General features: G+C 38.5%; 24 protein-coding genes, 2 pseudogenes and 2 riboswitches. Of the genes and pseudogenes, 25 read left to right on the forward strand and 1 reads right to left on the reverse strand.

From position 1 onward, the window contains the following. Positions 1-11: 11 nt before the first annotated feature. The 6 genes from BkAM31D_RS08245 (at position 12) to BkAM31D_RS08270 (ending at position 6,545) form a co-directional block, all read left to right on the forward strand. Positions 12-884, forward strand: a complete 873-nt coding sequence (locus BkAM31D_RS08245) for a 3-hydroxyacyl-CoA dehydrogenase (RefSeq protein ID WP_066152051.1) — start codon at positions 12-14, stop codon at positions 882-884. Next, positions 881-2,074 carry a thiolase family protein gene (locus BkAM31D_RS08250; RefSeq protein ID WP_066152048.1) on the forward strand — a complete coding sequence of 398 codons (1,194 nt, stop codon included), beginning with the start codon at positions 881-883 and terminating at the stop codon, positions 2,072-2,074. Before BkAM31D_RS08245 ends, BkAM31D_RS08250 begins: the two co-directional genes overlap by 4 nt. A gap of 25 nt (positions 2,075-2,099) precedes the next feature. Continuing rightward, complete coding sequence (locus tag BkAM31D_RS08255) at positions 2,100-2,870, forward strand: electron transfer flavoprotein subunit beta/FixA family protein (protein WP_066152045.1); 771 nt, start codon at positions 2,100-2,102, stop codon at positions 2,868-2,870. A 17-nt stretch (positions 2,871-2,887) separates the two neighbouring features. Then, positions 2,888-3,865: an electron transfer flavoprotein subunit alpha/FixB family protein gene (locus BkAM31D_RS08260; RefSeq protein WP_066152042.1), complete on the forward strand. Its 978-nt coding sequence runs from the start codon at positions 2,888-2,890 to the stop codon at positions 3,863-3,865. 222 nt (positions 3,866-4,087) lie between these two features. Next, the gene (locus BkAM31D_RS08265; protein WP_257391645.1) at positions 4,088-4,477 is read left to right on the forward strand and encodes a PaaI family thioesterase; all 390 of its coding nucleotides are present in this window, start codon (positions 4,088-4,090) and stop codon (positions 4,475-4,477) included. Between the two features lie 175 nt (positions 4,478-4,652). Further along, positions 4,653-6,545: a sigma 54-interacting transcriptional regulator gene (locus BkAM31D_RS08270; RefSeq protein WP_066152037.1), complete on the forward strand. Its 1,893-nt coding sequence runs from the start codon at positions 4,653-4,655 to the stop codon at positions 6,543-6,545. 215 nt (positions 6,546-6,760) lie between these two features. On the opposite strand, the pseudogene BkAM31D_RS08275 reads toward BkAM31D_RS08270, so the two are convergent. After that, positions 6,761-7,072 (reverse strand): annotated as a pseudogene (locus BkAM31D_RS08275) (transposase); the annotation flags it as partial. A 709-nt stretch (positions 7,073-7,781) separates the two neighbouring features. On the opposite strand from BkAM31D_RS08275, the gene BkAM31D_RS08280 reads away from it, so the two are divergent. The 19 genes and pseudogenes from BkAM31D_RS08280 (at position 7,782) to bluB (ending at position 25,705) form a co-directional block, all read left to right on the forward strand. Continuing rightward, entirely contained in the window at positions 7,782-8,579 is a 798-nt protein-coding gene (locus tag BkAM31D_RS08280; protein ID WP_085449765.1) for an enoyl-CoA hydratase/isomerase family protein, read from the forward strand. Between the two features lie 438 nt (positions 8,580-9,017). Then, on the forward strand, positions 9,018-9,536 hold the full coding sequence (locus BkAM31D_RS08285; protein ID WP_066152029.1) for a MogA/MoaB family molybdenum cofactor biosynthesis protein: 519 nt from the start codon (positions 9,018-9,020) through the stop codon (positions 9,534-9,536). 90 nt (positions 9,537-9,626) lie between these two features. Continuing rightward, positions 9,627-10,061: a GTP-binding protein gene (locus BkAM31D_RS08290; RefSeq protein WP_066152025.1), complete on the forward strand. Its 435-nt coding sequence runs from the start codon at positions 9,627-9,629 to the stop codon at positions 10,059-10,061. A 313-nt stretch (positions 10,062-10,374) separates the two neighbouring features. Beyond that, positions 10,375-10,767 carry a (2Fe-2S) ferredoxin domain-containing protein gene (locus BkAM31D_RS08295; protein WP_066152023.1) on the forward strand — a complete coding sequence of 131 codons (393 nt, stop codon included), beginning with the start codon at positions 10,375-10,377 and terminating at the stop codon, positions 10,765-10,767. Positions 10,768-10,829: 62 nt separating this feature from the next. Next, entirely contained in the window at positions 10,830-12,029 is a 1,200-nt protein-coding gene (locus tag BkAM31D_RS08300; protein ID WP_066152021.1) for a GTP-binding protein, read from the forward strand. 225 nt (positions 12,030-12,254) lie between these two features. Next, positions 12,255-12,442, forward strand: a riboswitch (cobalamin riboswitch). A 108-nt stretch (positions 12,443-12,550) separates the two neighbouring features. Then, positions 12,551-12,732, forward strand: a riboswitch (cobalamin riboswitch). Between the two features lie 155 nt (positions 12,733-12,887). Then, positions 12,888-13,270: pseudogene (locus tag BkAM31D_RS24220) on the forward strand ((2Fe-2S) ferredoxin domain-containing protein). 28 nt (positions 13,271-13,298) lie between these two features. Continuing rightward, positions 13,299-14,945, forward strand: a complete 1,647-nt coding sequence (cobJ, locus tag BkAM31D_RS08310; RefSeq protein WP_066152013.1) for a precorrin-3B C(17)-methyltransferase — start codon at positions 13,299-13,301, stop codon at positions 14,943-14,945. A gap of 21 nt (positions 14,946-14,966) precedes the next feature. Further along, entirely contained in the window at positions 14,967-15,845 is an 879-nt protein-coding gene (locus BkAM31D_RS08315) for a sirohydrochlorin chelatase (RefSeq protein WP_066152636.1), read from the forward strand. After that, complete coding sequence (cobK, locus tag BkAM31D_RS08320; RefSeq protein WP_066152010.1) at positions 15,842-16,633, forward strand: precorrin-6A reductase; 792 nt, start codon at positions 15,842-15,844, stop codon at positions 16,631-16,633. Before BkAM31D_RS08315 ends, cobK begins: the two co-directional genes overlap by 4 nt. 2 nt (positions 16,634-16,635) lie before the next feature. Beyond that, on the forward strand, positions 16,636-17,283 hold the full coding sequence (locus BkAM31D_RS08325; RefSeq protein ID WP_066152005.1) for a precorrin-8X methylmutase: 648 nt from the start codon (positions 16,636-16,638) through the stop codon (positions 17,281-17,283). Positions 17,284-17,285: 2 nt separating this feature from the next. After that, positions 17,286-18,425 (forward strand): cobalt-precorrin-5B (C(1))-methyltransferase, encoded by a 1,140-nt coding sequence (locus BkAM31D_RS08330; protein WP_066152002.1) that lies wholly within the window; start codon positions 17,286-17,288, stop codon positions 18,423-18,425. Continuing rightward, positions 18,388-19,605 carry a bifunctional cobalt-precorrin-7 (C(5))-methyltransferase/cobalt-precorrin-6B (C(15))-methyltransferase gene (locus BkAM31D_RS08335; protein ID WP_066151998.1) on the forward strand — a complete coding sequence of 406 codons (1,218 nt, stop codon included), beginning with the start codon at positions 18,388-18,390 and terminating at the stop codon, positions 19,603-19,605. The genes BkAM31D_RS08330 and BkAM31D_RS08335 overlap by 38 nt, the downstream gene beginning before the upstream one ends. Beyond that, the gene (cobI, locus tag BkAM31D_RS08340; RefSeq protein WP_066151995.1) at positions 19,602-20,303 is read left to right on the forward strand and encodes a precorrin-2 C(20)-methyltransferase; all 702 of its coding nucleotides are present in this window, start codon (positions 19,602-19,604) and stop codon (positions 20,301-20,303) included. Before BkAM31D_RS08335 ends, cobI begins: the two co-directional genes overlap by 4 nt. Beyond that, positions 20,303-21,076, forward strand: a complete 774-nt coding sequence (gene cobM / locus BkAM31D_RS08345) for a precorrin-4 C(11)-methyltransferase (protein ID WP_066151992.1) — start codon at positions 20,303-20,305, stop codon at positions 21,074-21,076. The genes cobI and cobM overlap by 1 nt, the downstream gene beginning before the upstream one ends. Next, positions 21,073-22,200 (forward strand): cobalt-precorrin 5A hydrolase, encoded by a 1,128-nt coding sequence (locus BkAM31D_RS08350; RefSeq protein ID WP_066151989.1) that lies wholly within the window; start codon positions 21,073-21,075, stop codon positions 22,198-22,200. The genes cobM and BkAM31D_RS08350 overlap by 4 nt, the downstream gene beginning before the upstream one ends. A gap of 12 nt (positions 22,201-22,212) precedes the next feature. Beyond that, positions 22,213-23,592 (forward strand): cobyrinic acid a,c-diamide synthase CobB, encoded by a 1,380-nt coding sequence (locus BkAM31D_RS08355; RefSeq protein WP_066151986.1) that lies wholly within the window; start codon positions 22,213-22,215, stop codon positions 23,590-23,592. Positions 23,593-23,645: 53 nt separating this feature from the next. Then, positions 23,646-24,443 carry a uroporphyrinogen-III C-methyltransferase gene (gene cobA, locus BkAM31D_RS08360; RefSeq protein ID WP_066151983.1) on the forward strand — a complete coding sequence of 266 codons (798 nt, stop codon included), beginning with the start codon at positions 23,646-23,648 and terminating at the stop codon, positions 24,441-24,443. Further along, positions 24,415-24,981, forward strand: a complete 567-nt coding sequence (locus tag BkAM31D_RS08365; protein ID WP_066151980.1) for a nitroreductase family protein — start codon at positions 24,415-24,417, stop codon at positions 24,979-24,981. Before cobA ends, BkAM31D_RS08365 begins: the two co-directional genes overlap by 29 nt. Before the next feature lie 76 nt (positions 24,982-25,057). Beyond that, on the forward strand, positions 25,058-25,705 hold the full coding sequence (bluB, locus tag BkAM31D_RS08370; protein ID WP_066151978.1) for a 5,6-dimethylbenzimidazole synthase: 648 nt from the start codon (positions 25,058-25,060) through the stop codon (positions 25,703-25,705). Positions 25,706-25,714: the final 9 nt, after the last annotated feature.

Raw genomic sequence — 25,714 nt, forward strand, 5'->3', positions numbered from 1 at the left:
GGAGAGATAACATGGAAAATCTAGCAGTAATTGGTGGAGGAGTAATGGGCAGAGGCATCGCTTACGCTGCTGCCCTATCTGGGCATCAGGTGCTCCTTCAAGATATTCAACCTAATGCTTTGGAAAAAGCCACTTCCTTTATTGAAAAGGAAGTGAAAAAGTCAATTGAAAGAGGACGCTTACAAGCAGTAGAAGCAGAAGAGTGTCTTAGTAGAATTAAGTTTACAACGAGTATAGAAGAAGCTGGAATGCAAGCTGATCTAGTTATTGAAGCTGTACTTGAACAAATGGAACTAAAAGTAAATATTTTTAAGCAATTAGATGACGTATGTCCTAATCATACAATTTTAGCTACCAATACCTCAACAATGAGTCCTACTGAAATTGGGGCACAAACATCACGACCTGAGAAATGTATCGCAATGCACTTTTTTAATCCTCCACATAAAATGAAGTTGGTCGAGATAGTAAGAGGTTTAGATACATCTGATGAAACATTTAATAAAGCAAAGCAAGCTGCCCTTTCAATGGGTAAGGAAGTTGTAGAAGTGAATGAGTTTCCTGGTTTTGTAACGAGTCGGATGAATTGCTTAATTGGAAATGAAGCAATGAATATGCTGATGGAAGGGGTCGCTTCAGCTGAAGATATTGATAAAGCAATGAAACTTGGATTAAATCATCCAATGGGGCCATTGGAGTTGGCAGATCTTGTCGGCCTAGATACTCGGCTTAGAAACATGGAGTATCTTCATGCCACTTTAGGTGAAAAATATCGTCCTTGTCCATTGCTAGCTAAATATGTGAAGGCTGGTAGGTTAGGTAGAAAATCTGGCATGGGATTTTATAACTACGAGAAAAACATAATAGGAGTGCAGAAAGTATGAAAAATCCAGTAATTGTTGATTCAGTTCGAACGGCTGTAGGTCGACTTGGGGGTAGCTTAAAAACGGTAGAGGTTGATTTTCTAGCTGCGAAAGTGATTGATGAAGTTGTATCTCGTTCAGGTATTGAAAAAGAAGTTGTTGATGAAGTTATTTTAGGACAAGGGAAACAAAGTACAGATACGCCAAACCTTGCTAGGTTAGCGACACTTAGGGCACAGCTTCCGATTGAAGTTCCTGGCTATACTGTCCATCGGCAGTGTGGTTCAGGAATTCAAGCAGTAAATAACGCTGCTCAACAAATCCATTGTGGTTTGTCAGACGTAGTGATAGCTGGTGGAGCTGAAAGTATGAGTACCGCTCCATATTACATACGTAATGCTAGATTCGGCTATGGTGCTGGAAATGGCGAAATTCTAGATCCAAATACGGAGAGTCAACCACGATCACAACCTATTGAAGATTATGGACATTTGACAATGGGAATGACAGCTGAGAACCTTGCTGAAAAATATAACATCACCCGCGAAGAGCAAGATGAATTTGCCCTTCGTAGCCAGCATTTAGCGCTTCAGGCAATTGAATCAGGAAGATTCAAAGATGAGATTGTTGGTTATGAAACAAGAGTAAAACGAGAGAGTGTTATGTTTGACATCGATGAACATCCAAGAAATACAACACTTGAAAAGCTATCGACATTAAAACCCGTCTTTAAAAAGAATGGAACAGTCACAGCAGGAAACAGTAGTGGTCGAAATGATGGGGCATCAGCCATCCTATTAATGTCAGAAGAGGCAGCTAGTAGATATAGTATAAAACCAAAAGCAAAAGTTATTGCTCAGGCTTCAGTTGGAGTCTCTCCTGATATTATGGGGATTGGTCCGGTTCCAGCAACGATGAAAGCTTTGAAAATGGCAGGGTTAACGTTTGATGATATTGGACTAGTAGAATTGAATGAAGCGTTTTCTGCTCAAGCGTTAGCAGTACTTAAAGAGTGGAATATCGGTGTGAATAAAGTAAATGTAAACGGTGGCGCCATTGCTTTAGGGCACCCAATTGGTGCAACTGGCGCAATTTTATTAACGAAGTTGTTACATGAAATGGAGCGTCGTGGTGAAAAGTATGGGCTTGTGACGCTTTGTACGGCAGGAGGACTAGGGATTTCTACAATCATTGAGAATATGCAAGTGTAATGTTAATTCGTGAGGAGGAAATGAAGTGAATATATTTGTCATTTTAAAACGGACGTTTGATACTGAGGAGAAAATTACGATCAGCAATGGGAAAGTAAATGAGGATGGTGCTGAATTTATTATCAATCCTTATGATGAATACGCTGTTGAAGAAGCAATCACGTTACGCGATGCTCATGGTGGGGAAGTAACCGTTATCACAGTGGGTGAAGAAGAGTCAGAGAAAGAGCTACGGACGGCACTTGCGATAGGGGCTGACAAGGCCGTTCTGATTAACAATGAAGATGTTGAAGATTTTGATCAATTCTCAACTTCTTCAATTCTAGCAGCTTATTTAAAAGAGAAAGAGGTTGATATTATTTTAGCTGGAAATGTAGCAGTTGATAATGGTTCAGGGCAAGTTGGACCACGTTTAGCAGAAGAACTGGGAATTCCAGCCCTAACAACGATAACGAAGCTTACGGTTGATGGTGGAAAAGCGACAGTTGAGAGAGATATCGAAGGTGATGTAGAAGTAGTCGAAGTATCTCTGCCACTATTGGTTACTTGTCAGCAAGGACTAAATGAACCTAGATACCCTTCGTTACCAGGGATTATGAAGGCAAAGAAGAAGCCGCTTGAGAAACTAGATTTAGATGATATCGATCTAGATGAAGATGATGTAGAAGCAAAAACAAAGACAGTTGAACAATTCTTACCTCCAGAAAAAGAGGCAGGGAAGATTTTAGAAGGGGAAATGGAAAAACAAGTCCAAGAGCTCGTGTCCTTATTAAGGAACGAAGCGAAAGTAATGTAACTTAGGAGGGACAAAAAATGGAGAAAAAAGTACTTGTTTTAGCAGAGATTCGTGAAGGGGAAATTCGTAATGTTTCTTTTGAAGCCATTGCAGCTGCCAAAAAAGTTGCTAACGGAGGGGAAGTCGTTGGATTACTTCTCGGAGAAAGGGTAAGTCATCTGACAAAAGAGCTAATCCAACACGGGGCAGACCGCGTCATTACTGTAGAGGATAGAAACTTAAACGTATATACTACAGATGCTTATTTACAAGCGATTATCCAAGTAATAGATTATGAGAAGCCAGAAGGATTTATTTTAGGCCACACAGCTATAGGGAAAGACGTATCTCCACGAATTGCTGCCAAGTTGAAGACTGGGCTTATCTCAGATGCTGTTAGTGTGGAAGTTGTTGGAGAAGAAGTGTTATTCACTCGTCCAATCTATTCTGGTAAGGCATTTGAAAAGAAAATCGTTCAAGAAGGCATTGTCTTTGCAACAATTCGCCCAAACAATATTCAGCCATTGGACAAAGAACCATCACGTACTGGTCATGTAACGTCAATAGCAGTCGATATTAAAGATTTGCGTACAATTGTGAAAGATATCGTAAGAAAAACAACTAGTGGTATTGATCTTTCTGAAGCAAAAGTGATTGTTTCTGGTGGGCGTGGCGTAAAAAATGCAGAAGGATTTAAACCACTGCAAGAGCTAGCAAATGTGTTAGGTGGAGCGGTTGGAGCATCACGTGGAGCGTGTGATGCTGACTATTGTGATTACTCGATGCAGATTGGGCAAACGGGGAAAGTTGTTACTCCAGATCTTTATATTGCTTGTGGTATTTCTGGCGCTATCCAACATGTAGCTGGGATGAGTAATTCAAAGGTAATTATCGCAATAAATAAAGATCCTGAGGCGCCAATTTTTTCAATTGCAGACTACGGGATTGTAGGTGACCTTTTTGAAGTCGTGCCAATGTTAACGGAAGAAATTAAGAATTTAAAAGTAACAAATTAAAATTTAATTAAAAAACCACTAATTGATCGTTAGGGTGTAACTAGTTATCTCATACACTTAATGGCGAGTCTAGCAATGGACTCGCATTAAGTGTATGAAACTTAGAGAAAATCGAGGCTGATAACCATCAAGGAAAGCGCATAAATGGCGTTTGTGTATTTGTGTTTTTGACGGAGTAAACTTTGCTTTGCTTCGTCAATCAAATTTAGTAAGGAGTTGGGAATGATGAGAAGAACAGAGCCTGGAATGAGTCCTTTCTGGGATTATATCGGAATGGAAGAAGTGGAAATGAGCGAAGGGTATGCAGAAATTAAAATGATTATCAAACCAGAACATACTCAACGAAGAGGCACTGTTCATGGCGGAGTACTTGCGACATTGATTGATGCAGCTGTAGGCTCTGCAGTTCGAACTACACAAACTGAAGATCAATCTTCAGCCACAATCGAATTGAAGATTAACTATATTCGACCTGCTAAGGGAGACTATTTACTTGCAAAAGGAAAATTGTCGCATAGAGGAAAGAAAGTACAAGTTGGTACGGCAGAAATCTTTAATTCAGAAGGGAAAATGGTGGCAATGGGTTCTGCTACCTTTATGGTGATCTCTTAGAATTAAACACTACCGTTAATAATAAAAAATGTAAAAAGTCGGTTTTCCTTTTTAGGGAAATCGACTTTTGTTCCTGTATGCACTTATAAAAAACTGAACGAGTACTAAGAAGTTACTATGTTATAATATTCATAATATTAGTAAATGTACAATTAGACGATGGAGGGTAGAGCTAGTGAAATTCAAAATGATTATGACTTCAGGCTATCCTGAAATGACGAAAATGATAAAGAAGGTTGCATCTGAATTAAACTATGCAGTAACAGTTGTTGAGGGTACATTGAATGAAGCGGCTAATGAAGTGAAAAGTCTTGTAGCTAAGGGCGGTTATGAAGTTGTTATTAGCCGAGCTGGAACAGCAAAAGTAATTAATGAAATTGTAGACCTACCTATTGTGTATAGCGATTCAGATCATTTTGATTTTTTGCAAGCTTTTGTTCGCGCTAAAAAACACGGAGATAAAATTTGCTTTATTACATATCCTGAAGAAGGTTTTTTGTTTAATTTTGAACACATATTTGAAACAATTGGCTTTGAAGTTACAATTCTACCTTATAAGAATCAGACAGAAATGATCAACCAAATAAAAGTGGCTAAAAAGATGGAAATGGATGTTGTCGTAGGAGGCGGAATTCGCGCTACAGAAATTGTCCAAAGTCATGGAATGAAAAGCATGTTTCTTACAATAAGTGAAAGAACAATAAAACGAGCCTTAATTCTTGCTAGTAAAGTAGCAAGTGACCGTATCGTTGTAAAAGAAAAAGCAGAAAAGCTCAATGCGGTTATTAATGTTTCGGAAGAAGGCATTTTATTTTTAAATCGAGATGGAAGAATTGAAACATGTAACCCAGCTGCAGAGAAAATATTTGAAGAAAAGGAAGAAGGAATTACTGGGAAAGGGTTAAACGAAATTAAAAACGCTAAGTTACTAGAATTGCTGAAAGTAGAGAAAATCTATACTGGGAAAGGTAATTTTACGTTAAAAGATCTTATCGTAACCTATGAGCCAATTATCGTTGATTATGAAAGATTAGGAACGGTTATTACATGTCGAGAATTTAGCAAGATTCAGAAATTAGAAAATAAGGTTCGTCGTGAATTACAATCGAAAGGCTTAGTAGCTCGATTTTCTTTGGATGATATTCACCATAGAGGTGAAAAAATGTCTGATGTTATTCAACTAGCAAAAGAGTATGCGACTACCGAATCAACAGTCCTGATTATCGGTGAAAGTGGTACAGGGAAAGAACTCATTGCACAAGGGATCCATAATGAAAGTAGTCGTAGGGAAGGCCCTTTTGTTGCAGTTAACTGTGCTGCCTTACCAGAGAATCTGCTAGAGAGTGAATTGTTTGGGTATGCAGAAGGAGCATTTACAGGTGCAAATAAAGGGGGAAGACAAGGGGTTTTTGAATTAGCTCACAAAGGAACAATTTTCCTTGATGAAATAGGTGAGATCCCTCATCATATTCAAACAAGATTATTGAGAGTACTTCAAGAAAAAGAAGTCATGCGTGTAGGCGGTGACAGAGTTACCCCGGTCGATATACGAATAGTAGCTGCGACAAATCAAAAGCTGTGGGAGCTTGTCCAGGATGGAAAGTTTCGATCTGACCTATACTTTCGCTTAAGTGTTTTACATATAGAAGTACCACCTTTAAATCAGCGCCGCGACGACATCCCTATACTGGTTAATTACTTCTTGGCGGGGTTAAACTCTACATTAACGTTTGATGATTTTTCAGAGGAACTACAAACCTTTTTCATCTCATATAATTGGCCAGGTAACATTAGGCAGTTGGAGAATATAATTGAAAGACTTCATTTGCGTGTCAAAAATGTAAAGGATGAGAAAGCATTCATTCAAGATGCACTGAGAGAGACGGATGACAATCAAAAGCTAATGGAAATAGGCGATCAATCCCTTGTTTTAAAAAATGGGACAATGGAAGAGATTGAGAAACAAGTCATTAATCAAATGCTTGAAAAACATAATAATAACAAAACGATTGTTGCAGAGAAATTGGGCTTAAGCCGGACGACATTGTGGAAAAAATTGAATGATTGATCCTATTTATGAGGCTGGGACATAAAGAAAGTGTTTATTAAAAATTCGAACGACGACAACCTTAGCGGAGGAAATATACGTAGACTCCTGCGGGATTAAAAGGGAGGCCACAGAAAAACTTCCATTTTTCTGTGCTTAATAAGAATCTGAATAAAAAAGGCAATTTCTATCCATTATTGGCTGAGAAATTGCCTCTTTCCTTCTCTATTTTCCTATTATTTTTCATCCAAAAGCTTTAGTATTCTCTTAATATTCACTGCGAATATCGTGGTTGCTGCTTGAATTTTCATACCAAACAGACCCGAGGATGTTGCAATTTTGAACCCTTGTCTATGTTTTAATTCGCTATTTTCTGACTCTATTTTATAACGTGACCTCTCCATTTCTTTAAACTCTTCCGTTTGTTGAAAGGCTTTTTGTTCAGAGTGTTCTTCTGATTTAATGGTCACATAATAAGACTTTGTTTTTGCTCCTTCTTTGTAACATCCTACTTGAAACGGACAGACTTTGCATTTTTCAACATCAAATTGTTATCGGATTCTAGGGTTAGTATGAATGAAAAATCAACAGGTTCATGTAATACCTAAATTATAAAATAAAAGGACAGTGAAATGTTTGATGAAAATTAAACTTCAGACTGTAGACAAAAGGCCTTTGAGTTTCGTTTCTCAAAGGCCTTTTTACGCTAATTCTCCTATTTCTTTTGATCGTTGAAGAGTAGGGAATTTCTATCTTTCCGCTCAACAAAGCGGACGGGATGGGAGGGCCGACTCCTGCAGGAGGGAAGGGCAGGTTGAAATCCACCGGCGCAGCCGGTTAGTTCAACGCCCACCTGCGGAAAGCGTGCCCCCCATCCCGGGAGCGAGGTCGAAGCTCCTTTTCAAGTCCGAAACAAACGAGCACTTTTTCAGTGGCCTCATGAAAAGGCAAGGATGAGACCCCACAGTGCGTTAGTACGAGGAGGCTCACCAGCCGCCCGCTAAAAAGCGAAGTATATTTCCGGAGCGGATGCTATGCATCGACGGTTCGGAATTTTCACTATTAAAAACGCTTTTGTCCCGGCCTCTTTTTTGTTGTGTTTAAAAAGTAAACAATCAATCAAGAAAAGGTTTTATAAATTAACAGATTTAAATTATTTCTACCATTTTCAGGAGGAATTTATGGCATAGATCTTGCAATGATATGAAATGAAAACAATTAAATCTCTTAGCTGAAATTTCAAGAAAATGATTTACGATGAAGGAGGATTATGATGGGGAAAGTATTTTAGTAAATAAAGATCGAGGAATTGCTACGATATATCTAAATGAACCAGAAACGTTAAATGCATTAAGTATGAATTTAAAGTATCAATTATTAGATACCCTAAATGAAATTGAAAGAGACAACCATATTAATGTTGTGATTATTGCAGGGAAAGGGAAAGCTTTTTGCGCTGGTGGAGACGTGAAAGCTATGGCACGTGATGAATATGATCCAATCGTAATTAAAAGAAATTTAGAAGTGTCGACCAGTATCATAGATAAGATTCGTAAAATGAGAAAAATCACCATAGCTGCGATACATGGATACGCGGCTGGTGCTGGATTGAGTTTGGCTCTATCATCTGACCTAATTGTTGCAGAGGAAGAAACGAAACTCATCCTTTCCTTTAAAAATGTTGGGTTAACCCCTGATCTTGGAATCCATTATCACTTACCAAGAATTGTTGGAGAGTGGAAGGCGAAGGAATGGATATTTAAAGGAATGAAGCTATCTGTAGAAGAAGCAGTAAACTACGGCTTTCTAATTGATGTTGTACCTAAAGGACAATCTCAAGAAAAAGCTTTTGAATTGGCAAGTGAGTTAGCTGCTGGACCATTACAAGCATTCATTCAATCAAAGTTATTGATCAATAGCGGCTCAAATTTAAAATTAGAAGATATCATGGAAAAAGAAAATGATCTTCATACCATTTTACGGGCCACTAATGATCATAAAGAGGGGATTAATGCCTTTTTTGAAAGACGTACTGCTAGATTCTCAGGTAGATAAGACATACTGAATAAGACTCTGTTTGGCTATCTGGTTTAGTGTAATGCCACTTACCTAAAATGATATGTTTATTAGTATTTTTCTTATCAATTAGTTTAAAAAAAAGAGAAAAATATAGTGCGGAATGTTCTTCCATGCCATAGTATGTAACAAACTGGGGCATGGATATATTTATATTCATGCCCCAGTTAACCTTTTTCTTTTTATTATACTATTCTATAAGTACTATGAACTAGTTGATAAAATAGATACCAAATTTATGTTTGTATATTCTTCTAATATCATTTAAAATACAATTTAAATCGTAATTGTTACGATTTGTTGTGCGGTTAACACTTCTTCATACACGAATTATGTAAAGGGTGAGAAGATGCTAGCAAGCTCTCGATAAAGCTGAAAGATAAAGAGACTCAAGTTAGAAAACAGGAGGGATAAGCAATGAGTGTAATAGAACATAAAAAAGAAGCGCCGAAACAAGTCAATTGCAAAATAATAACTGTAAGCGATTCTAGAACGATTAAGACCGATAAAAGTGGATACATAATTCGTGCACGTTTAGAAGAAAAAGGACATGTTATAAGGGATTACGAGATTGTTAGAGATGAAAAACAGGCGATTAGTGAGGCTCTTCAAAGAGGAATCGCAGCAACTGATATAGACGCAATTTTATTGAATGGAGGTACCGGAATAGCCGATAGGGATGTTACGATTGAGACCGTTAAAGAATTACTGGATAAAGAGATTGTTGGTTTCGGTGAGTTATTTAGAATGCTAAGCTATACAGAAGATATTGGGGCTGCATCTATGTTAAGCCGTGCTATTGCAGGTGTAAGTAAGCACACAGCTATTTTCGCTATGCCTGGTTCTAGTGGTGCTGTGAAATTAGCAATGGATAAATTAATTAGTTCAGAAATAGCACATGTCATTAGAGAAATTAGAAAGGACTTAATAAAATAGCAAATGAGTAATGAGTGTGTAGATATTAGAAAGCTAATAGTTGAGCAGGTTAAATAGGCAAATTTAATTCTTATAAACAAGATAGACCAAGTGAGCAAGAATGTACTTGATTCAATTGAAACAAATATTGCAGGGATTAACAATTATGCTCGTGTTGCTAGTACTACCTTTGGAAAAATAAACCCTTCATTTTTATACTTAAAAAAAGATGGCCATCATTCACATGTTACAAATCATTTGCATATTAGAACCGTTTCCATTCATATCGACCAACCTACTGATCGAATTCAATTTAATCATTGGTTAGAAAAATATCAAGGACAAATTTTACGAGCAAAAGGTTTTATTTATTTGAAAGAGATTCCTGGCCTTTTTTTATTTAACTATGCCTATGGGGATCTCATAATTGAAAGATATACACTAGAAAAACATCTTGAACCTGTCGTTGTACTGATTGGCGAGAATTTAGAGAGGAGAGTCTTAGAAAACGAACTAAGGAACTTACAAGATAGCTGTAGTAATTAAATTGGAAGTGGTGTCTCAAAATAGCTTAATTGAGACACCACTTTTTTTGATTATAACGATTGTTTCGTATAGAAACGAATAATGTTTTGACAATTTTTAAAAGAAAGGATAAAATAATGTAAATCGTAATAGTTACGTTTTACATTATTGGAATTTGTGTCTTTACATGAGTAAGTAAGGTAGTTCCTTAACGATTTTAACCAAATCTACGGGATTGGATAGTAATATATTCAATCAAATTCTAAAGGTGATTATGGTTGAGGATCAGTGGTTATAGAATTTAGGATCTTAAAATGATAAAGGGAGTGGTAGGGTGGCTACATGGGATTTAAGTGATACGAAATATCACATTCTAATTTGTAATGGGAGTAGTTGTAATAAAGCAGGAGCTGAAACATTAACGCAATCTATTAGAAATGAACTATATGCAAATGATTTAGATTCTAAGATACATACAACAAGGACGTTATGCAATGGAAGGTGTCATGATAAATGTGTCGTAATCACATACCCGGATGGTAATTGGTATAAAGATATGACTAGTGAAGATGCTTCCCTTTTTGTTGAATCATTAGTAGCCGGAACGACAATGGAATACAAACTTAGTCATACTTATTTTGGAAACGGCTTTGAACGAACGGAGGGAACTATAAAAGGAGTAGAAAGAGATGTTGAAAAAGTAGAGCGAGTTTCAAAGAAACTATGAGTTAAAACTATGTCCTGATTTAAGTAATCATTACGTTTAACAAGATATCAAGGAGGCAATTTATGAAAAAGATTATTCCTGTAACAGTATTAAGCGGTTATCTTGGTTCTGGTAAAACCACATTACTTAATCACATATTGAGAAACCGTAAGGGATTAAAAGTTGCAGTCATTGTAAATGACATGAGTGAAGTGAATATTGATGCAGAACTAGTTAAACAAGGTGGTGAGTTATCTAGAACTGAAGAGAAACTAGTGGAAATGTCTAACGGATGTATTTGCTGCACGCTTCGAGAAGACTTATTACTAGAAGTCGAAAAATTAGCTCTAGCAGGGAATATTGATTATATTGTGATCGAGTCAACAGGGATCAGTGAACCAACACCAGTTGCGCAGACATTTTCCTACATAGATGAGCAATTAAATATAGATTTAACTAAATTTTGCCGTTTGGATACGATGGTGACTGTTGTCGATGCTAATCGTTTTTGGCAAGACTTTCGTTCTGGAGATAGTTTACTCGATCGAAAGGAATCGTTAGGAGAAGATGATCAACGAGAAATTGCTGACTTGCTAATTGATCAGATAGAGTTTTGCGATGTTCTCATCGTAAATAAATGTGACCTTGTTTCAGAGGAGGAGTTAGTAAAACTCGAACAAGTATTAAGAACATTGCAACCAAAAGCAAAGGTAATTCGCTCTATTCATGCAGATATAGATCCTGGTGAAATAATAAATACAAAATTATTTAATTTTGAAGAAGCAAGTAATTCAGCAGGGTGGATTCGGGAATTAACTCAAGGTCATGCTCAGCATACACCTGAAACAGAAGAGTATGGAATTTCCTCTTTTGTGTATATGAGAAGGGAACCATTTCATTCAGTTCGTTTTCATAATTGGATCCATTCTATGCCCAATAATGTCGTTAGGGCAAAAGGGATTGTCTGGTGTGCAACAAGAGGTAATCTAGCGCTGTTAATGTCACAAGCAGGACCTTCCGTAACAATAGAACCGATTTCCTACTGGGTAGCAAGTCTTCCAGCTGCTGAGCAAAGACAGATTATAAAGGAAAACCCTCATCTACTTCAAGATTGGGATGTCGAACATGGTGATAGACATACTAAGTTAGTTTTCATTGGAACAGATCTAGATAGAGACGAAATGACAAAGGAGCTAGATCAATGTTTGTTAACCGACACAGAGTTTACAACTGATTGGAAGATGTTAGAGGATCCCTTTAAGTGGAATTTACAAAAGGCTTAAAAAAGTTGGGGTAGTTTGATTTTGTCTAGATAGAGTATACAATCGAAGAGCAACTACAAGTAAAATTCATATGGATAACATGTAAACGTCTAGGAAAATAGAACAATTACAATTAGCTTTAGTTCAGCGTAAAACCTTATTTAGTACTAGCCCTACTTTTGTGAAAGTAAATATTCTCCAAACTAACTGTTGCTAAATATACAAAATCATAGTTTAATAGACATTATATGACAAAATATTAAAAGTGCCATAAGTAATCAACTGTGGATAATAGGGAAATCAGTTAAAATCTGATGCAGCCCCCGCTACTGTAAGTGTCGATGAACATGTAAAACCACTAGATTTTTTCTAGGAAGGGACATAAGTAAGTTTGAGACACAAGCCAGGAGACCTGCTTTTAATATATGAATCCAATCTTCGGAGGGAAGGTTTGGGGTGAGCATCTAGAAATCTAGTTGAGTAGATTTCTAATTTGATCATGCCTATACCCTTAACTTCAAGATGGAGTTAAGGTTTTTTTATTATCGTCATGAAACAAGGTGCGTAACGACTCGTTATGCTTAAAAGGGAAGAACGGTGCAAATCCGTCACGGTCCCGCCACTGTAATGGGGAATTTCATTGTATGAAGTCACTGAGTATTCGGGAAGACACAATGAAATGATGAACCTAAGTCAGGAGACCTGCCTTGTTTTCGTCTTCAATACCTACGGGTCATAGGTAGAGAAGTGTAATAGATGAGCTTACTATTCGTTTGCCGTTTAATGCACCTCTATCTTTGATAGAGGTGTTTTTTGTTTCGTAGTCTAGCGTTACTAATCTAATCTGTTTGGAAAAAATTACTTTGGAGTTGATGAAACATGACAACTTGGAATTTAAAGGGTACCCAAAAGCACGTATTAATTTGTAATGGTTCTAGCTGTATGCGTAAGGAGGGGAAGAAATAACTCTCGCAATTCGTGAAGAGATTGCAACCCTTCAATTAGATCATGAAATTCACACATCACGAACTCGTTGTAATGGGCGTTGTAAGGATGCTTGTGTCGTCATTGTATATCCAGAAGGCAAGTGGTATTCGGCAACGTCTACGGAGGTAGGACGTGACATTATAAAAAATCACGTTGACCCAAGCATTCACTTACATGACGCATTAATATATGACTTCGTAGATGATGAACTGAATGCAGTCAATGAGTCAAGCAGAATTGAAGGAATTATGAAAAAGGAAAAAACAAACGTTTAGTTTTCTAACATGGAAGGAGGCTAGTAAGATGCTTGGGAAAATACTTGTCATAGGCTTTGGTCCTGGAAGTTTTGATCATATGACAAACAGGGCACAAACGGCAATACAAGAAAGTGAATGCATCATTGGGTATAAAACGTACGTTGACTTGATTCAAGATTTACTGACGGATCAAGAAATTATTAGTACAGGAATGTCTGAGGAAGTCAGCCGTGCTCAAGCAGCGGTAAAACTTGCAGAACAAGGAAAAACCGTAGCTGTCATTTCAAGTGGAGATGCTGGAGTGTACGGAATGGCAGGACTAGTTTATGAGGTTTTAATCGAAAAAGGGTGGACAGAGAATACAGGAGTGAGCGTTGAGGTGATTCCAGGTGTTTCTGCAAGCAACTCCTGCGCTTCTTTACTAGGAGCACCGATCATGCATGATGCGTGTACGATTAGTTTAAGCGACCATTTGACACCTTGGTCTCTTATTGAAAAGCGAATTGATGCAGCGGCACAAGCTGACTTTGTCATTAGCTTATATAATCCGAAAAGCGGTAGAAGAACGAGACAAATCCAAGAGGCTCAGAAGATTTTACTTGAATATCGTTCACCGCAAACGCCAGTAGGCTTAGTGAAAAGTGCTTACCGAGATCGTCAACAGATTGTTATAACGGATCTTGAAAACATGCTGAATCATGATATCGGCATGCTGACAACTGTCGTAATCGGGAACTCATCTACATTTCTCTATGATAATAAAATGATAACGCCAAGAGGATATCAAAGAAAATATACGTTACATACTGAAAAACAACGATTAAGACCGCACGAGCGGTTACGTCATGAGAACGAGCCTTGGGCGTTACATCAAGGGAAAAAGGAATGGGATACTCAGAAATCAGAAACAGCCGCAACGGTAACAACAGTTCATTCCATTAAAGCTGGCTCACTAGAACTAGCATTAGAGGCGTTAAGTAAAGTGGAAGAGAGTACTTCTACTAGCTATAAAAAAGAAAATAAAACCGTTCACCATCCCGTCGTTTCGGTGTTTGAACTAGCAGTCAGTCCAGGAATTGTTAATAAGCAATTTACACCTAAACAAATGCTCACGTTAGCTGAAGTGGTCGGAAATGAAGGGGAAATGGAGTATACCCCTCATCATCAGATACATTTGCGAATACCAACGGCAAATCCTAATGACATTACAGAAAAATTAGAAGAGGCAGGCTTTATTCTTGAACCTTTAGGAGATGTCTTTCAATTAAAAGCTTGTGATTTTTGTGAAGGGGAGAAAAAAGATTCAATCCCACATGCAGAAGAGTTGCATCAAAAATTAAGTGGCGTTCCTCTTCCGAAAGAGTTAAAGGTTGGATTTAACGGTTGTGGCATGGCTTGTTACGGTGCCGTTAATGATGATATTGGTATTATTTTTCGTAAAGGGAAATTTGATTTGTTTTTAGGGGCAAAAACCGTTGGTCGAACAGCCCATGCCGGTCAGCCTGTTGCAGAAGGAATTGAGCCTGACAAAATTGTTGAAGTTGTTGAAACCATCATTCAGGAGTACAAAGAAAAAGGTCATCCAAACGAACGCTTCTTTAAATATTTCAAACGTGTAGGGACCATTCAAGGCTATACATACCAAGATATGACACCAAAGATTGAGATTGAACCAGCTCCGTGTGGAGACTAAATAAATATGGGGGAAATGAACATGAAAGCTATTTTACTTGTTGGACACGGTAGTAGAGATCCTGAAGGAAATGAACAAGTCAGACAAATGATTGAAGAATTAACTAGTCAACTAGATTCTACTTTACTAGTTGAAACGTGTTTTTTAGAATTCGAGAAGCCAACGATTGAACAAGGAATTCAAGCTTGTGTCGAAAAGGGAGCAGCAAGTGTTTACGTCATTCCACTTATGCTACTCGCAGCGGGACACTCTAAAATTCATATACCTGTAGCGATTGATGAAGCGAAAAAGAAATATCCTCAAGTCAAATTTACGTATGGCAGACCATTTGGTATTCATGAAGAAGCTATTGAAATTTGTAAAAGTCGTTTAGAGGAAGTTGGGGAAAATCTAGCTGAACCAAAAGAGGACACAGCAGTACTTTTATTAGGACGCGGTGGTAGTGATCCGGATGCAAACAGTGACCTTTATAAGATTAATCGCCTCCTCTGGGAAAAAACGAATTACAAATTAGTCGAACCTGCATTTATGGGAGTAACCGATCCACTCATTAAAGAAGGAGTAGAGCGCTGTATTAAGCTTGGAGCTAAGAAAATAGTAGTTTTGCCGTATTTTTTATTTACCGGAATTTTAATAAAGCGATTAGAAGGCTTAATGAGTGACTTTGAACGTGAATACCCAGGTGTGCAATTTAAGCTAGCAGGCTACTTCGGGTTTCATACGCGTTTAAAAACCATTATTAAAGACCGTATTGAAGAAGCGCTACAAGGTGATGTCAAAATGAATTGTGATACTTGTCAATATCGAATTGCTGCAATGGAACATATCGATCACCATCATCATCATGACCACGATCACGCTCATCACCATCATCACGAGCATGAGGCTCAGAAACTATGATTCTATTTTTAGCTGGAACAAGTGACGCTAGACAACTAGCGATTACGCTCTCCGATGCCGGACACAAGCTTTTAACAACAGTTGTAACAGATAACGCTTCGATTGAATTGCGTAAAGCGGGGCTTGATGTCTTAGTAGGGCGGTTAACGAGTGAAGATTTTACACAATTGATACAAGAGCAAGGCTTTCAAGCTGTAGTAGATGCAAGTCACCCTTTTGCAGAAGAAGCTAGTGTAAATGCTTTAACTGCAGCAAAAGAAGCAGGTGTGCCTTATATACGTTATGAGAGAGAATCACAATCTCATGAACAAAAAGGCGTTACGATGGTTGAATCCTACAAAGAAGCAGCTGAACGAGCTTTTGAGAAAAAAGGCGTGATCCTACTTACTACAGGAAGCAAAACCCTTCAAGTTTTTGCAGAGAAGCTTCTGAATCAACCTGATATCCGAGTCGTTGCTAGGATGCTTCCGAGAAAAGATAACATGGAAAAATGTGAACAGTTAGGATTTTCACAAAAAGACATAGTCGCGATACAAGGGCCATTTACAAAAGAGTTCAACTATGCTCTTTATCGTCAGTACAGTGTGACAACGATGGTTACGAAAGAAAGTGGCAAAGTTGGCTCAGTAGATGAAAAGATAGAGGCAGCGAGTGAATTAGGCATAGAGACAATCATCATTAAGAGACCAAAAATTCAATATGAAAATAAGTTTTCTAACTTCTCTGATGTATTGAAATTTGTTAACGAAAAATTACGAAAAGAAGCGAAAGCGACTGGAGGCTATTAAACATGGATTTTTTAACAGATTTTAAACCTTTAACGGTTCAACCCCAAGAGATCGAGGGAATGAGTTTTCAAATGATTGACGAAGAATTTGGAGAGCATTCCTTTACAGATGACCAGTATAAAGTCGTGCAACGAGTCGTCCATGCATCGGCGGATTTTGAATTAGGACATAGTATGTTGATTCATGAAAAAGCGATTAAAGCAGGAATTGAAGCGATACGAAATGGTGAAAAAGTGTATGCAGACGTACAAATGATTGTAAGTGGTGTTAGTAAAGGGAGAATTGAAAAGCATGGTGGAAGTGTAAATGTGTATATTTCCGACCCGGATGTGATGGAAGAAGCAAAACGATTAAACACAACCCGAGCGATTATATCTGTGAGAAAAGCGATTCAGCAGTTCGAAGGTGGAATTTTTGCGATTGGAAATGCACCAACTGCTTTGCTTGAGTTAATTCGGTTAATTAAAGAAGGTTATGCTAAGCCAAGTTTAGTAATCGGTTTGCCAGTAGGATTTGTGTCGGCACCTGAGTCAAAGGAAGAATTAGCAAAGCTAGATGTACCGTTTATTACAAATGTCGGTAGAAAAGGCGGTAGTACGGTTACGGTTGCGGCATTAAATGCAATATCTCTTTTAGCTGAAAAGGCATAAAAATGGAAGCGAAAGCTAAAAAAAAGGATAAAAAAGAGATGCGCTCGGGTTATACGACGGGCGCTTGTGCAACGGCTACAACGAAAGCAGCACTAACCGCTCTTATTACACAAGAAAAACAATTAGAGGCAACGATCTATTTACCTGTTGGAAAGTTCGCGACCTTTGAGATGGAAAACTGTGATTTGGGTTCAGAATATGCCGTAGCTGGAACGATTAAAGATGCGGGTGATGACCCAGATGCTACACATGGTGCGTTGATCATTGCAAGAGTAAGTTGGTCATCAGAACCCGGAATTCACTTAGATGGTGGGGTTGGTGTTGGTCGAGTTACAAAGGAGGGTCTCCCTGTGCCAGTCGGACAAGCTGCCATTAATCCTGTTCCTAGAAAAATGATCTGTGAAACAGCGGAAGAAGTGCTTCACTCTTTTGGGATTAAAAGAGGAATTTCGATTGTCATTTCGGTTCCAGACGGTGAAAAGATGGCTGAAAAAACGTTAAATAAACGTCTCGGCATTATTGGCGGTATTTCGATCCTAGGCACAAGAGGTACAGTGATCCCTTTTTCTAGTTCAGCTTATATGGCTAGTATTGTTCAAGCGATTAGTGTTGCACGGGCAAGTGGCTGTCGTCATGTTGTCATATCGACTGGTGGACGTAGTGAAAAATTTGGCATTCAGCAATACCCGGAGCTTCCTGAAGAAGCTTTTATTGAGATGGGAGATTTTGTTGGTTTTACCTTAAAGCAATGCAAGAAACAAGGAATCGAAAAAGTATCTCTTGTTGGCATGATGGGGAAGTTTTCAAAAGTAGCACAAGGTGTGATGATGGTTCATTCTAAAAGTGCACCTGTTGATTTTACCTTTTTAAAAAATGTTGCACGTGAAGCTGGTGTAACAGATCAACCATTACTTGAAACAGTGTTAGGGGCTAATACTGCTTCGCAAGTTGGTGATTTAATGCTGGAACATGGGTATAAAAAATTCTTCACCATTCTTTGCGACTATTGTTGTGCAGCGGGATTAAAGGAAGTGGGCGGAGGAATGTCGATTGAAACAACTTTGTATTCGATGAAGGGTGTGTTTCTAGGAAAGGCAGGGAAAGATGACAGAACAAAAAATGAAAATCATTGGAATTGGTGATGATGGAAAACGAAGCCTATTACCAATCTATGAAAAGTGGATTTATGAGAGCGAGATTTTAGTAGGTGGAGAAAGACAACTGGCTTTCTTTTCTGATTATTCAGGAGAAAAAAGAGTATTAAAGGGTGGATTAACCGATCTAGTCAATGGTTTAAGTAAGGAAACGAAAAAAATAGTCATCTTGGCGTCAGGAGACCCTTTATTTTACGGAATTGGTAGCTATTTAGCCAAAAAATTAAATGTTGAGATTTACCCCTATTTAAGCTCCATCCAACTTGCTTTTGCCCGTATGAATGAACGGTGGCAGGACGCTTATGTAACGAGTGTTCATGGCAGAAGCATGAAAGGACTTGCTCAGCGTATAAATGGGCGAGACAAAATAGCGTTGTTAACAGATGCTTTGAATAACCCAATTGAAATAGCTCGCTATTTGCGTTCGTTTGGAATGAATGAGTATCGAATGTTCGTTGCAGAAAACCTTGGTGGAGAAAATGAACGTTATGGTTTCTATGACTTTGAAGAAATAGAAGCAATGGATTTTTCGCCACTTAATGTTGTTATCCTTCAAAGAGTAAAAGAAGTGAAAACTTGGGGAATGGGCATAGAGGATCATGAATTTCATCAAAGAAAACCAGAAAAAGGGTTACTGACGAAAAAGGAAATTCGAACTCTTAGTTTAATGGCCTTGAATTTAAAAGAAAATAGTACCGTTTGGGATATTGGAACGTGTACCGGTTCAGTTGCGATTGAGGCTAGTCTGATTGCAAAGGAAGGAAGTGTGTTTGCAATCGAGAAAAACGAACAAGATCTCAACAACTGTATGTTAAATCAAATTAAATTTCGAACCGATTTCACGGCCATTCAAGGAAAGGCACCAGATAAGCTAGACACGTTTCCCGATCCTGATGCCATTTTCATTGGGGGAACGGCTGGAAGCATGGAAGATATTTTATCAACCTGTTGTACCCGGTTGAAAAATGGTGGAAGAATTGTTTTAAATGCCGTTACAATCGAAAATTTAATGCAAGCAGTTGAGGTTTTTAAACAAAATGGATTTGAGCCTACGATTACCCTTGCTCAAATCTCAAGAAGCAAACCAATTTTGAATCTAACAAGGTTCGATTCGTTGAATCCAATTTATATCATTACCGCACAACGTAAGGAAGGGGCTTCATTATGATAGGAACATTGTATGGATTAGGAGTAGGTCCTGGAGATCCAGAACTTCTGACGATCAAAGCATTCAGGAAATTGAAGGAAGCAGATGTTATTGCCTACCCTAAAAAAAGGAAGGGTAGCAAAAGTTACGCGCACCGTATTATCGATGTGTATATAACCCCAGGGGAAAAAGAGATGTTAGGTCTTGTCTTCCCGATGACAAAGGATCCTGTTATTTTGCAACGGGAATGGTCAAATACGGTGGATCAGGTTTGGGAGCAACTTAAAATCGGGAAGGATGTTGCGTTTGTAACAGAAGGAGATCCTCTTTTATATAGTACGTTTATTCACATGATGAATCTAGTGAAAAAACGCCATCCAGAAGTAACGATTCAGACTGTACCAGGAATTTCATCCATTAATGGGGCAGCTTCTAGACTGGGCATTGCGCTTGCTGAAGGGGATGATCATGTCGCAGTTATTCCAGCAACTGATGACTATGAAGCAATGAAAAAAGCAATTGTTGAACATGATTGTGTTGTGTTTATAAAGGTCGCAAAAGTGATCGACCTCATTCTTAGCATATTGCGTGAGCTTGAATTATTGGACAAGGCGTCTGTTGTTACGAAAGTCACATCTGATGAGGAAGTCATTTGGAAGATCGATGAATTAGAAAGAGCTGAGCTAGAATACTTAACGCTAATGGTGGTGAGAAAATAATGGAAATTACAATTATTGGAGCGGGTCCTGGAGATCCAGACTTAATTACGGTTAAGGGATTGAAGAAACTAGAAGAAGCCGATGTCGTTTTGTATGCTGATTCACTTGTAAGTGAGGAGCTTATTGAACGAGCTAAACCGGAAGCGGAAGTAATGAAAACAGCGGGGATGCATCTTGAAGAAATGGTTGAAGTTATGGTCGAGCGTGTCCAACAAGGTAAGAAGGTCGTTCGCGTTCATACAGGAGACCCTGCAGTATATGGGGCAATCATGGAACAAATTTCTCTATTAAATAAACAGGAAGTTCATGTTGAGATTATTCCAGGAGTTAGTTCTGTTTTTGCTTCAGCCGCAGCGCTGGGTGCCGAATTAACGATTCCAGATTTAACTCAAACGGTCATCTTAACACGTGCTGAAGGGCGTACGCCGGTTCCGGAAACAGAGAAACTACGAGATTTAGCAAAACATAATTGTACAGTTGCTTTGTTTTTAAGTGCAACGTTAACGAAGAAAATTGTCAGAGAGTTCTTAGCTGCAGGGTGGAGTAAGGATACCCCAGTTGGAGTCGTTTATAAAGCGACTTGGCCTGATCAAAAAATTGTCCGTTCAACCCTTGAAAACTTAGATGACGATATGCGCGTAAATGGAATTAGAAAACAAGCAATGATTTTAGCTGGTTGGGCACTAGATCAAGATATTCATAGTAAGGAATTTAAATCAAAATTGTACGATAAAGAATTTACACATGGCTTTCGGAAGGGAGTGAAACAATGACACTTGTTTTAGAGGAAGGCAAACAAGTTAGCCTCGAACAGAATGCAACGTATGCAATCGTGGCCATCACCAAACATGGTGTTGAGTTAGCTCGTTTTTTACATAACAACTTTTCACAAACAGACTTATTTTATATGAGTAAATTTGAGAGAGGAGATGAACAAAGAAGGAACATTCAATTATTTGAAGGCAATGTTCGTCTCTTGTTGCCCGCTCTATTCCAAACATATAAAGGAATTATCATGATTGTTTCTTTAGGAGCTGTTGTTCGGATGATTGCTCCACTGTTAAAAGATAAAAAAACAGATCCAGCGGTTGTCGTAATTGATGATAAAGGTCAACATGTGATAAGCGTATTATCAGGCCATTTAGGCGGTGCAAATGAGTTGACAAGGGAAGTTGCTAACCTCCTTGAAGCAACACCAGTTATTACGACGGCGTCGGATGTTCAAAAAACGATTGCAGTCGATTTATTTGGAAGTCGCTTCGGTTGGACATGGGAATCTGCAGAGAAACTAACCCCTGTAAGTGCATCTGTTGTGAATGAAGAACAGGTTGCCATCATACAAGAGTCAGGTGAAAGAGACTGGTGGCAATACGATCATCCCCTCCCTGATACGATTAAAATATACCCAACGATTGAAGCAGCTCTCGAGGCTAAGCCTAACGCAGCACTTGTTGTCACTCATCGTAAGTTAAAAGAAGAGGAACAATCGATTTTGAACAATGGAGTGCTTTACCGACCAAAAGTTATTGTACTTGGGATCGGCTGTAACAGAGGAACCTCAGTATTAGAGATTGATGAAGTGATTCAAAATACACTTGAGGAATTGCAGTTTTCCTTAAAGAGCGTAAAGGCCATTTGCTCAATCGATTTGAAAAAAGATGAAAAAGGGCTGCTATCCATTGCAGACAAATACAATTGGGAGTTCATTTGTTATTCGGCTGAACAGTTAAATCAAATGTCCATTGAGGAGCCATCCGAGACCGTCTTTACATTCACGGGAGCTTATGGAGTTAGTGAACCTGCAGCTAAACTGTATAGTCGGTCAGATACGCTAGAGCTTGTTAAGAAAAAATCAGGAAACGTAACGATATCCGTTGCTGTAATTCCTTATTCATAGGAGGCGGTACATATGACTGAGCGAAGAATCGTCATTGCTGGTACGGGAAGTGGTGTAGGAAAAACGACTCTGACGATTGGGTTAATGTCGTCCCTGCAAAAAAGAGGGCTATCTGTACAAGGATTCAAATGTGGACCAGATTATATTGACCCGAGTTATCATACAGCCGTAACGGGGCGTATTTCTAGAAATTTAGATAGTTGGATGCTTAAAAAAGAAACAGTATTAGATATTTTCAAGCGCGGCAGCCAAGATGCAGAGATATCTATTATTGAAGGGGTCATGGGTTTTTTTGATGGAAAGAACCCTAAAAACAATGAAGGTAGTACGGCGGATATAAGCATGATTACGGAAAGTCCCGTTATTCTAGTTGTAAACTGCGCTAGTATGGCAAGAAGTGCAGCCGCTATTGTAAAAGGATTTCAACTGTTAGCCGAAGGACCAAACATTGTTGGTGTGATTGCTAACAATGTTGGAAGCGAGGGCCATTTTACGATTGTTAAAACAGCAATTGAACAGGAGTGTAACGTTCCTGTAATTGGATATTTAAAGCGACAGCTCGATATTGAAATACCTGAAAGGCATTTAGGATTAATTCCATCAATTGAAAGAGGAGAACTCGATTCATTTTTTGATCAATTAGGAGATCTTGTAAGTCAGACGATTGATCTTGATCAGCTTCTAGAATTATCGGTTGCAAAACCACTGTCCGGTGGTCAGATAGGAAGTTCATTATTTGAGAAAAAGAAAGAGGCGTTCGTTCGAATTGCGGTTGCAAAGGATGCAGCTTTTAATTTTTATTACCCAGAGAACTTGGAACTTTTACAGTCATATGGAGCTGAGATTGTTTATTTTTCACCATTAGCAAATGAGCCTCTACCTGAAGCCTGTGATGGATTATATCTTGGAGGTGGATTTCCTGAAGAATATGCCCAACAACTTTCACAAAATAGCGTCGTTAAAGAGTCCATTAGAACTGCCATTGAAAACGGTTTGCCGACGCTTGCAGAATGTGGAGGATTTATGTATTTAACTGAATCTATTGAAACAACTGATCAGTCAAAGTTTCCGATGGTTGGGTTAATTCCTGGAACCGTTAAAATGCAGAGAAATCTTGCTGCCCTAGGTTATCGTGAAATCAACGGTCAAATTGGTAACTTTCTTATTAGTGAGATTGAGAAAGCAAGAGGTCATGAATTTCATTATTCCACTTTTCAATGTGGCCAAGAAGTTCCGTATGCATACGAAACAAAGGGCATGCGTGGAACTAAGCAGGAAGGTTATATGAGGAACAATCTTATAGCTGGGTATACGCATTTCCATTTTGCCTCATGTGTAAAAATGGTCGAAAATTGGATTGATAAGTGTAGTCAAGGGAAAGTAAGTTTGTAATTTGCGTGAATTTCGTCGGCGGGTATTTCTAAGAAAACGGAGAGATTGAAAGTATGACAAAAGGAAAAGGAAAGGTTTTTCTTGTCGGTGCAGGGCCCGGAGACCCGAAGTTAATTACAGTTTATGGTCTTGAATGTATTCAAAAAGCTGATGTCATTGCCTATGATCGCTTAGTAAATAAAGATCTGCTTAGCTATGCAAAAAAAGAGGCAGAACTTGTTTACTGTGGGAAAGCTCCAGGGAATCACATATTTATTCAAGAAGAGATTAATCATTTACTTGTGACAAAGGCTCGTCAAGGTAAAATCGTTACGAGATTAAAAGGTGGAGACCCATTTGTGTTTGCTAGAGGAGGTGAGGAAGCAGAGGTGTTATCAAAGGCACAGATTTCATATGAAATTGTTCCAGGTATCACCTCTGGAATTGCAGCTCCTGCCTATGCAGGAATTCCAGTCACGCATAGAGGCTTTGGTAGATCCTTTACGATGATCGCGGGTACTGGACGTGAGGATGACGGAATAGATGAAGTGAATTGGGAAGCAATTGCAAATGGAAGTGATACGATTGCTTTTTACATGGGTACCCGTAATTTAACTTATATCTGTCAGCAACTGATCTTACATGGGAAAGACTCTAGCACTCTAGTAGCCGTTATTCAAGAAGGGACAACCATTCATCAGAAAACAGTCATGGGTACATTAGAGACAATTGAAAAAAATGTAGCAGAAGCAAAGATTAAACATCCGGCCATGATTGTTGTCGGCAATATTGTGCAGTTAAGAGAAAAGTTACATTGGTTTAAAGAAAAAGGAGAGAATGCAGATGAGTGTCATAGAGTTCCTACATTCTAGAAGAGCTATTCGAAACTATCAACCTCGTGAAGTAGAAAAAGAGAAAATTGAACAGTTACTAAAAGTAGCTACTCTTGCTCCAAATGATCGATTACGAGAACCGTGGAGTTTTTATGTGATACAAGGAGAAGCAAAGAAAAGATACGAACAAGTAGCTCTTGACTATTTACAGGAGCGCTTTCCTACGAAACCGAAACTCATTGAGAGTTCAATAGAAGTCGTGAAAAATACACCGGTTATTATTATGGTAACAGCTGATATTGCCTCAAACAAAGCAGATACAAAAGATAATGAATATGCAGTTTGTTGTGCGATTCATTCAATGTGGTTAGCTGCATGTGAGTTAGAGCTAGGATTTGTTTGGAGAACAAGAGGGGTCGGACTTGTACATGATCAGCGTTCTTATCAATTTATCGGTTCTCCTGAAGGAAAAAAGATGGTGGGGACGATCTTTTTAGGTTATCCAGACCAATCGGAAACTGAAGTTGGTATGTTGAAAAAACGGACTTCTTATGAAGAAAAAACGGTTTGGCTTTAAGTATGTTCGAAGAGTTGAAATGTAATGTAAGATCTACTAAAAAGTGACTTTGCTAGATGTTTTTTGGAGGAATACGATGTTTACAGAAGAAGAAAAAGATGCTTTTTACAAAGTGTTGTATAGAAGGCGAGATATTAGAACGTTTCTAACAGATCCGATTCCTGAGCAAGCGCTTCATAACATACTACTAGCAGCCCACCATGCGCCATCTGTTGGTTTTATGCAACCTTGGAATTTTATTGTTATAGATTCCAAGGAGGTTAAGGAACGTTTAGCTTGGGCTGCTGATAAGGAAAGAAGAGCTCTTGCGATTCACTATGAGAATGAGACGGAAAAAAAACAGCACTTTTTACAATTGAAAATTGAAGGAATAAAAGAAGCACCATACACGATCTGCGTGACTTGTGATCCGACACGAGGTGGTTCTCATGTATTAGGAAGAAACTCAATCCCAGAAACGGATGCCCTATCCACTGCATGTGCAATTCAGAATATGTGGTTGGCGGCATGCGCCGAAGGTCTAGCGCTTGGGTGGGTTAGTTTTTATAAAAAGCAAGATATTCGTGACATCTTGGAGATTCCTCCTCATGTCGAACCAATCGCTCTACTGAGCATTGGTTACACGAAAGACTATCCAGATAAACCCATTTTAGAAACAGTTAATTGGGAGAAGCGAAGAAATGTAGAGGACCTCTTGTATAGAAATGGATGGGGTAATAGATAGAGGAAAATA

Source organism: Halalkalibacter krulwichiae (assembly GCF_002109385.1).
In the GTDB taxonomy this organism is placed as follows: Bacteria; Bacillota; Bacilli; order Bacillales; family Bacillaceae_D; genus Halalkalibacter; species Halalkalibacter krulwichiae.

Coding starts and splice junctions, on each gene's coding strand:
- BkAM31D_RS08350 (WP_066151989.1), top strand. CDS start 21,073: ATGACACTTGTTTTAGAGGAAGGCAAACAAGTTAGCCTCGAACAGAAT.
- BkAM31D_RS08365 (WP_066151980.1), top strand. CDS start 24,415: ATGAGTGTCATAGAGTTCCTACATTCTAGAAGAGCTATTCGAAACTAT.
- cobA (WP_066151983.1), top strand. CDS start 23,646: ATGACAAAAGGAAAAGGAAAGGTTTTTCTTGTCGGTGCAGGGCCCGGA.
- cobK (WP_066152010.1), top strand. CDS start 15,842: ATGATTCTATTTTTAGCTGGAACAAGTGACGCTAGACAACTAGCGATT.
- BkAM31D_RS08245 (WP_066152051.1), top strand. CDS start 12: ATGGAAAATCTAGCAGTAATTGGTGGAGGAGTAATGGGCAGAGGCATC.
- BkAM31D_RS08285 (WP_066152029.1), top strand. CDS start 9,018: ATGAGTGTAATAGAACATAAAAAAGAAGCGCCGAAACAAGTCAATTGC.
- cobJ (WP_066152013.1), top strand. CDS start 13,299: ATGCTTGGGAAAATACTTGTCATAGGCTTTGGTCCTGGAAGTTTTGAT.
- bluB (WP_066151978.1), top strand. CDS start 25,058: ATGTTTACAGAAGAAGAAAAAGATGCTTTTTACAAAGTGTTGTATAGA.
- cobM (WP_066151992.1), top strand. CDS start 20,303: ATGGAAATTACAATTATTGGAGCGGGTCCTGGAGATCCAGACTTAATT.
- BkAM31D_RS08250 (WP_066152048.1), top strand. CDS start 881: ATGAAAAATCCAGTAATTGTTGATTCAGTTCGAACGGCTGTAGGTCGA.
- BkAM31D_RS08325 (WP_066152005.1), top strand. CDS start 16,636: ATGGATTTTTTAACAGATTTTAAACCTTTAACGGTTCAACCCCAAGAG.
- BkAM31D_RS08330 (WP_066152002.1), top strand. CDS start 17,286: ATGGAAGCGAAAGCTAAAAAAAAGGATAAAAAAGAGATGCGCTCGGGT.
- BkAM31D_RS08300 (WP_066152021.1), top strand. CDS start 10,830: ATGAAAAAGATTATTCCTGTAACAGTATTAAGCGGTTATCTTGGTTCT.
- BkAM31D_RS08280 (WP_085449765.1), top strand. CDS start 7,782: ATGAAGGAGGATTATGATGGGGAAAGTATTTTAGTAAATAAAGATCGA.
- BkAM31D_RS08355 (WP_066151986.1), top strand. CDS start 22,213: ATGACTGAGCGAAGAATCGTCATTGCTGGTACGGGAAGTGGTGTAGGA.
- BkAM31D_RS08335 (WP_066151998.1), top strand. CDS start 18,388: ATGACAGAACAAAAAATGAAAATCATTGGAATTGGTGATGATGGAAAA.
- BkAM31D_RS08260 (WP_066152042.1), top strand. CDS start 2,888: ATGGAGAAAAAAGTACTTGTTTTAGCAGAGATTCGTGAAGGGGAAATT.
- cobI (WP_066151995.1), top strand. CDS start 19,602: ATGATAGGAACATTGTATGGATTAGGAGTAGGTCCTGGAGATCCAGAA.
- BkAM31D_RS08315 (WP_066152636.1), top strand. CDS start 14,967: ATGAAAGCTATTTTACTTGTTGGACACGGTAGTAGAGATCCTGAAGGA.
- BkAM31D_RS08265 (WP_257391645.1), top strand. CDS start 4,088: ATGATGAGAAGAACAGAGCCTGGAATGAGTCCTTTCTGGGATTATATC.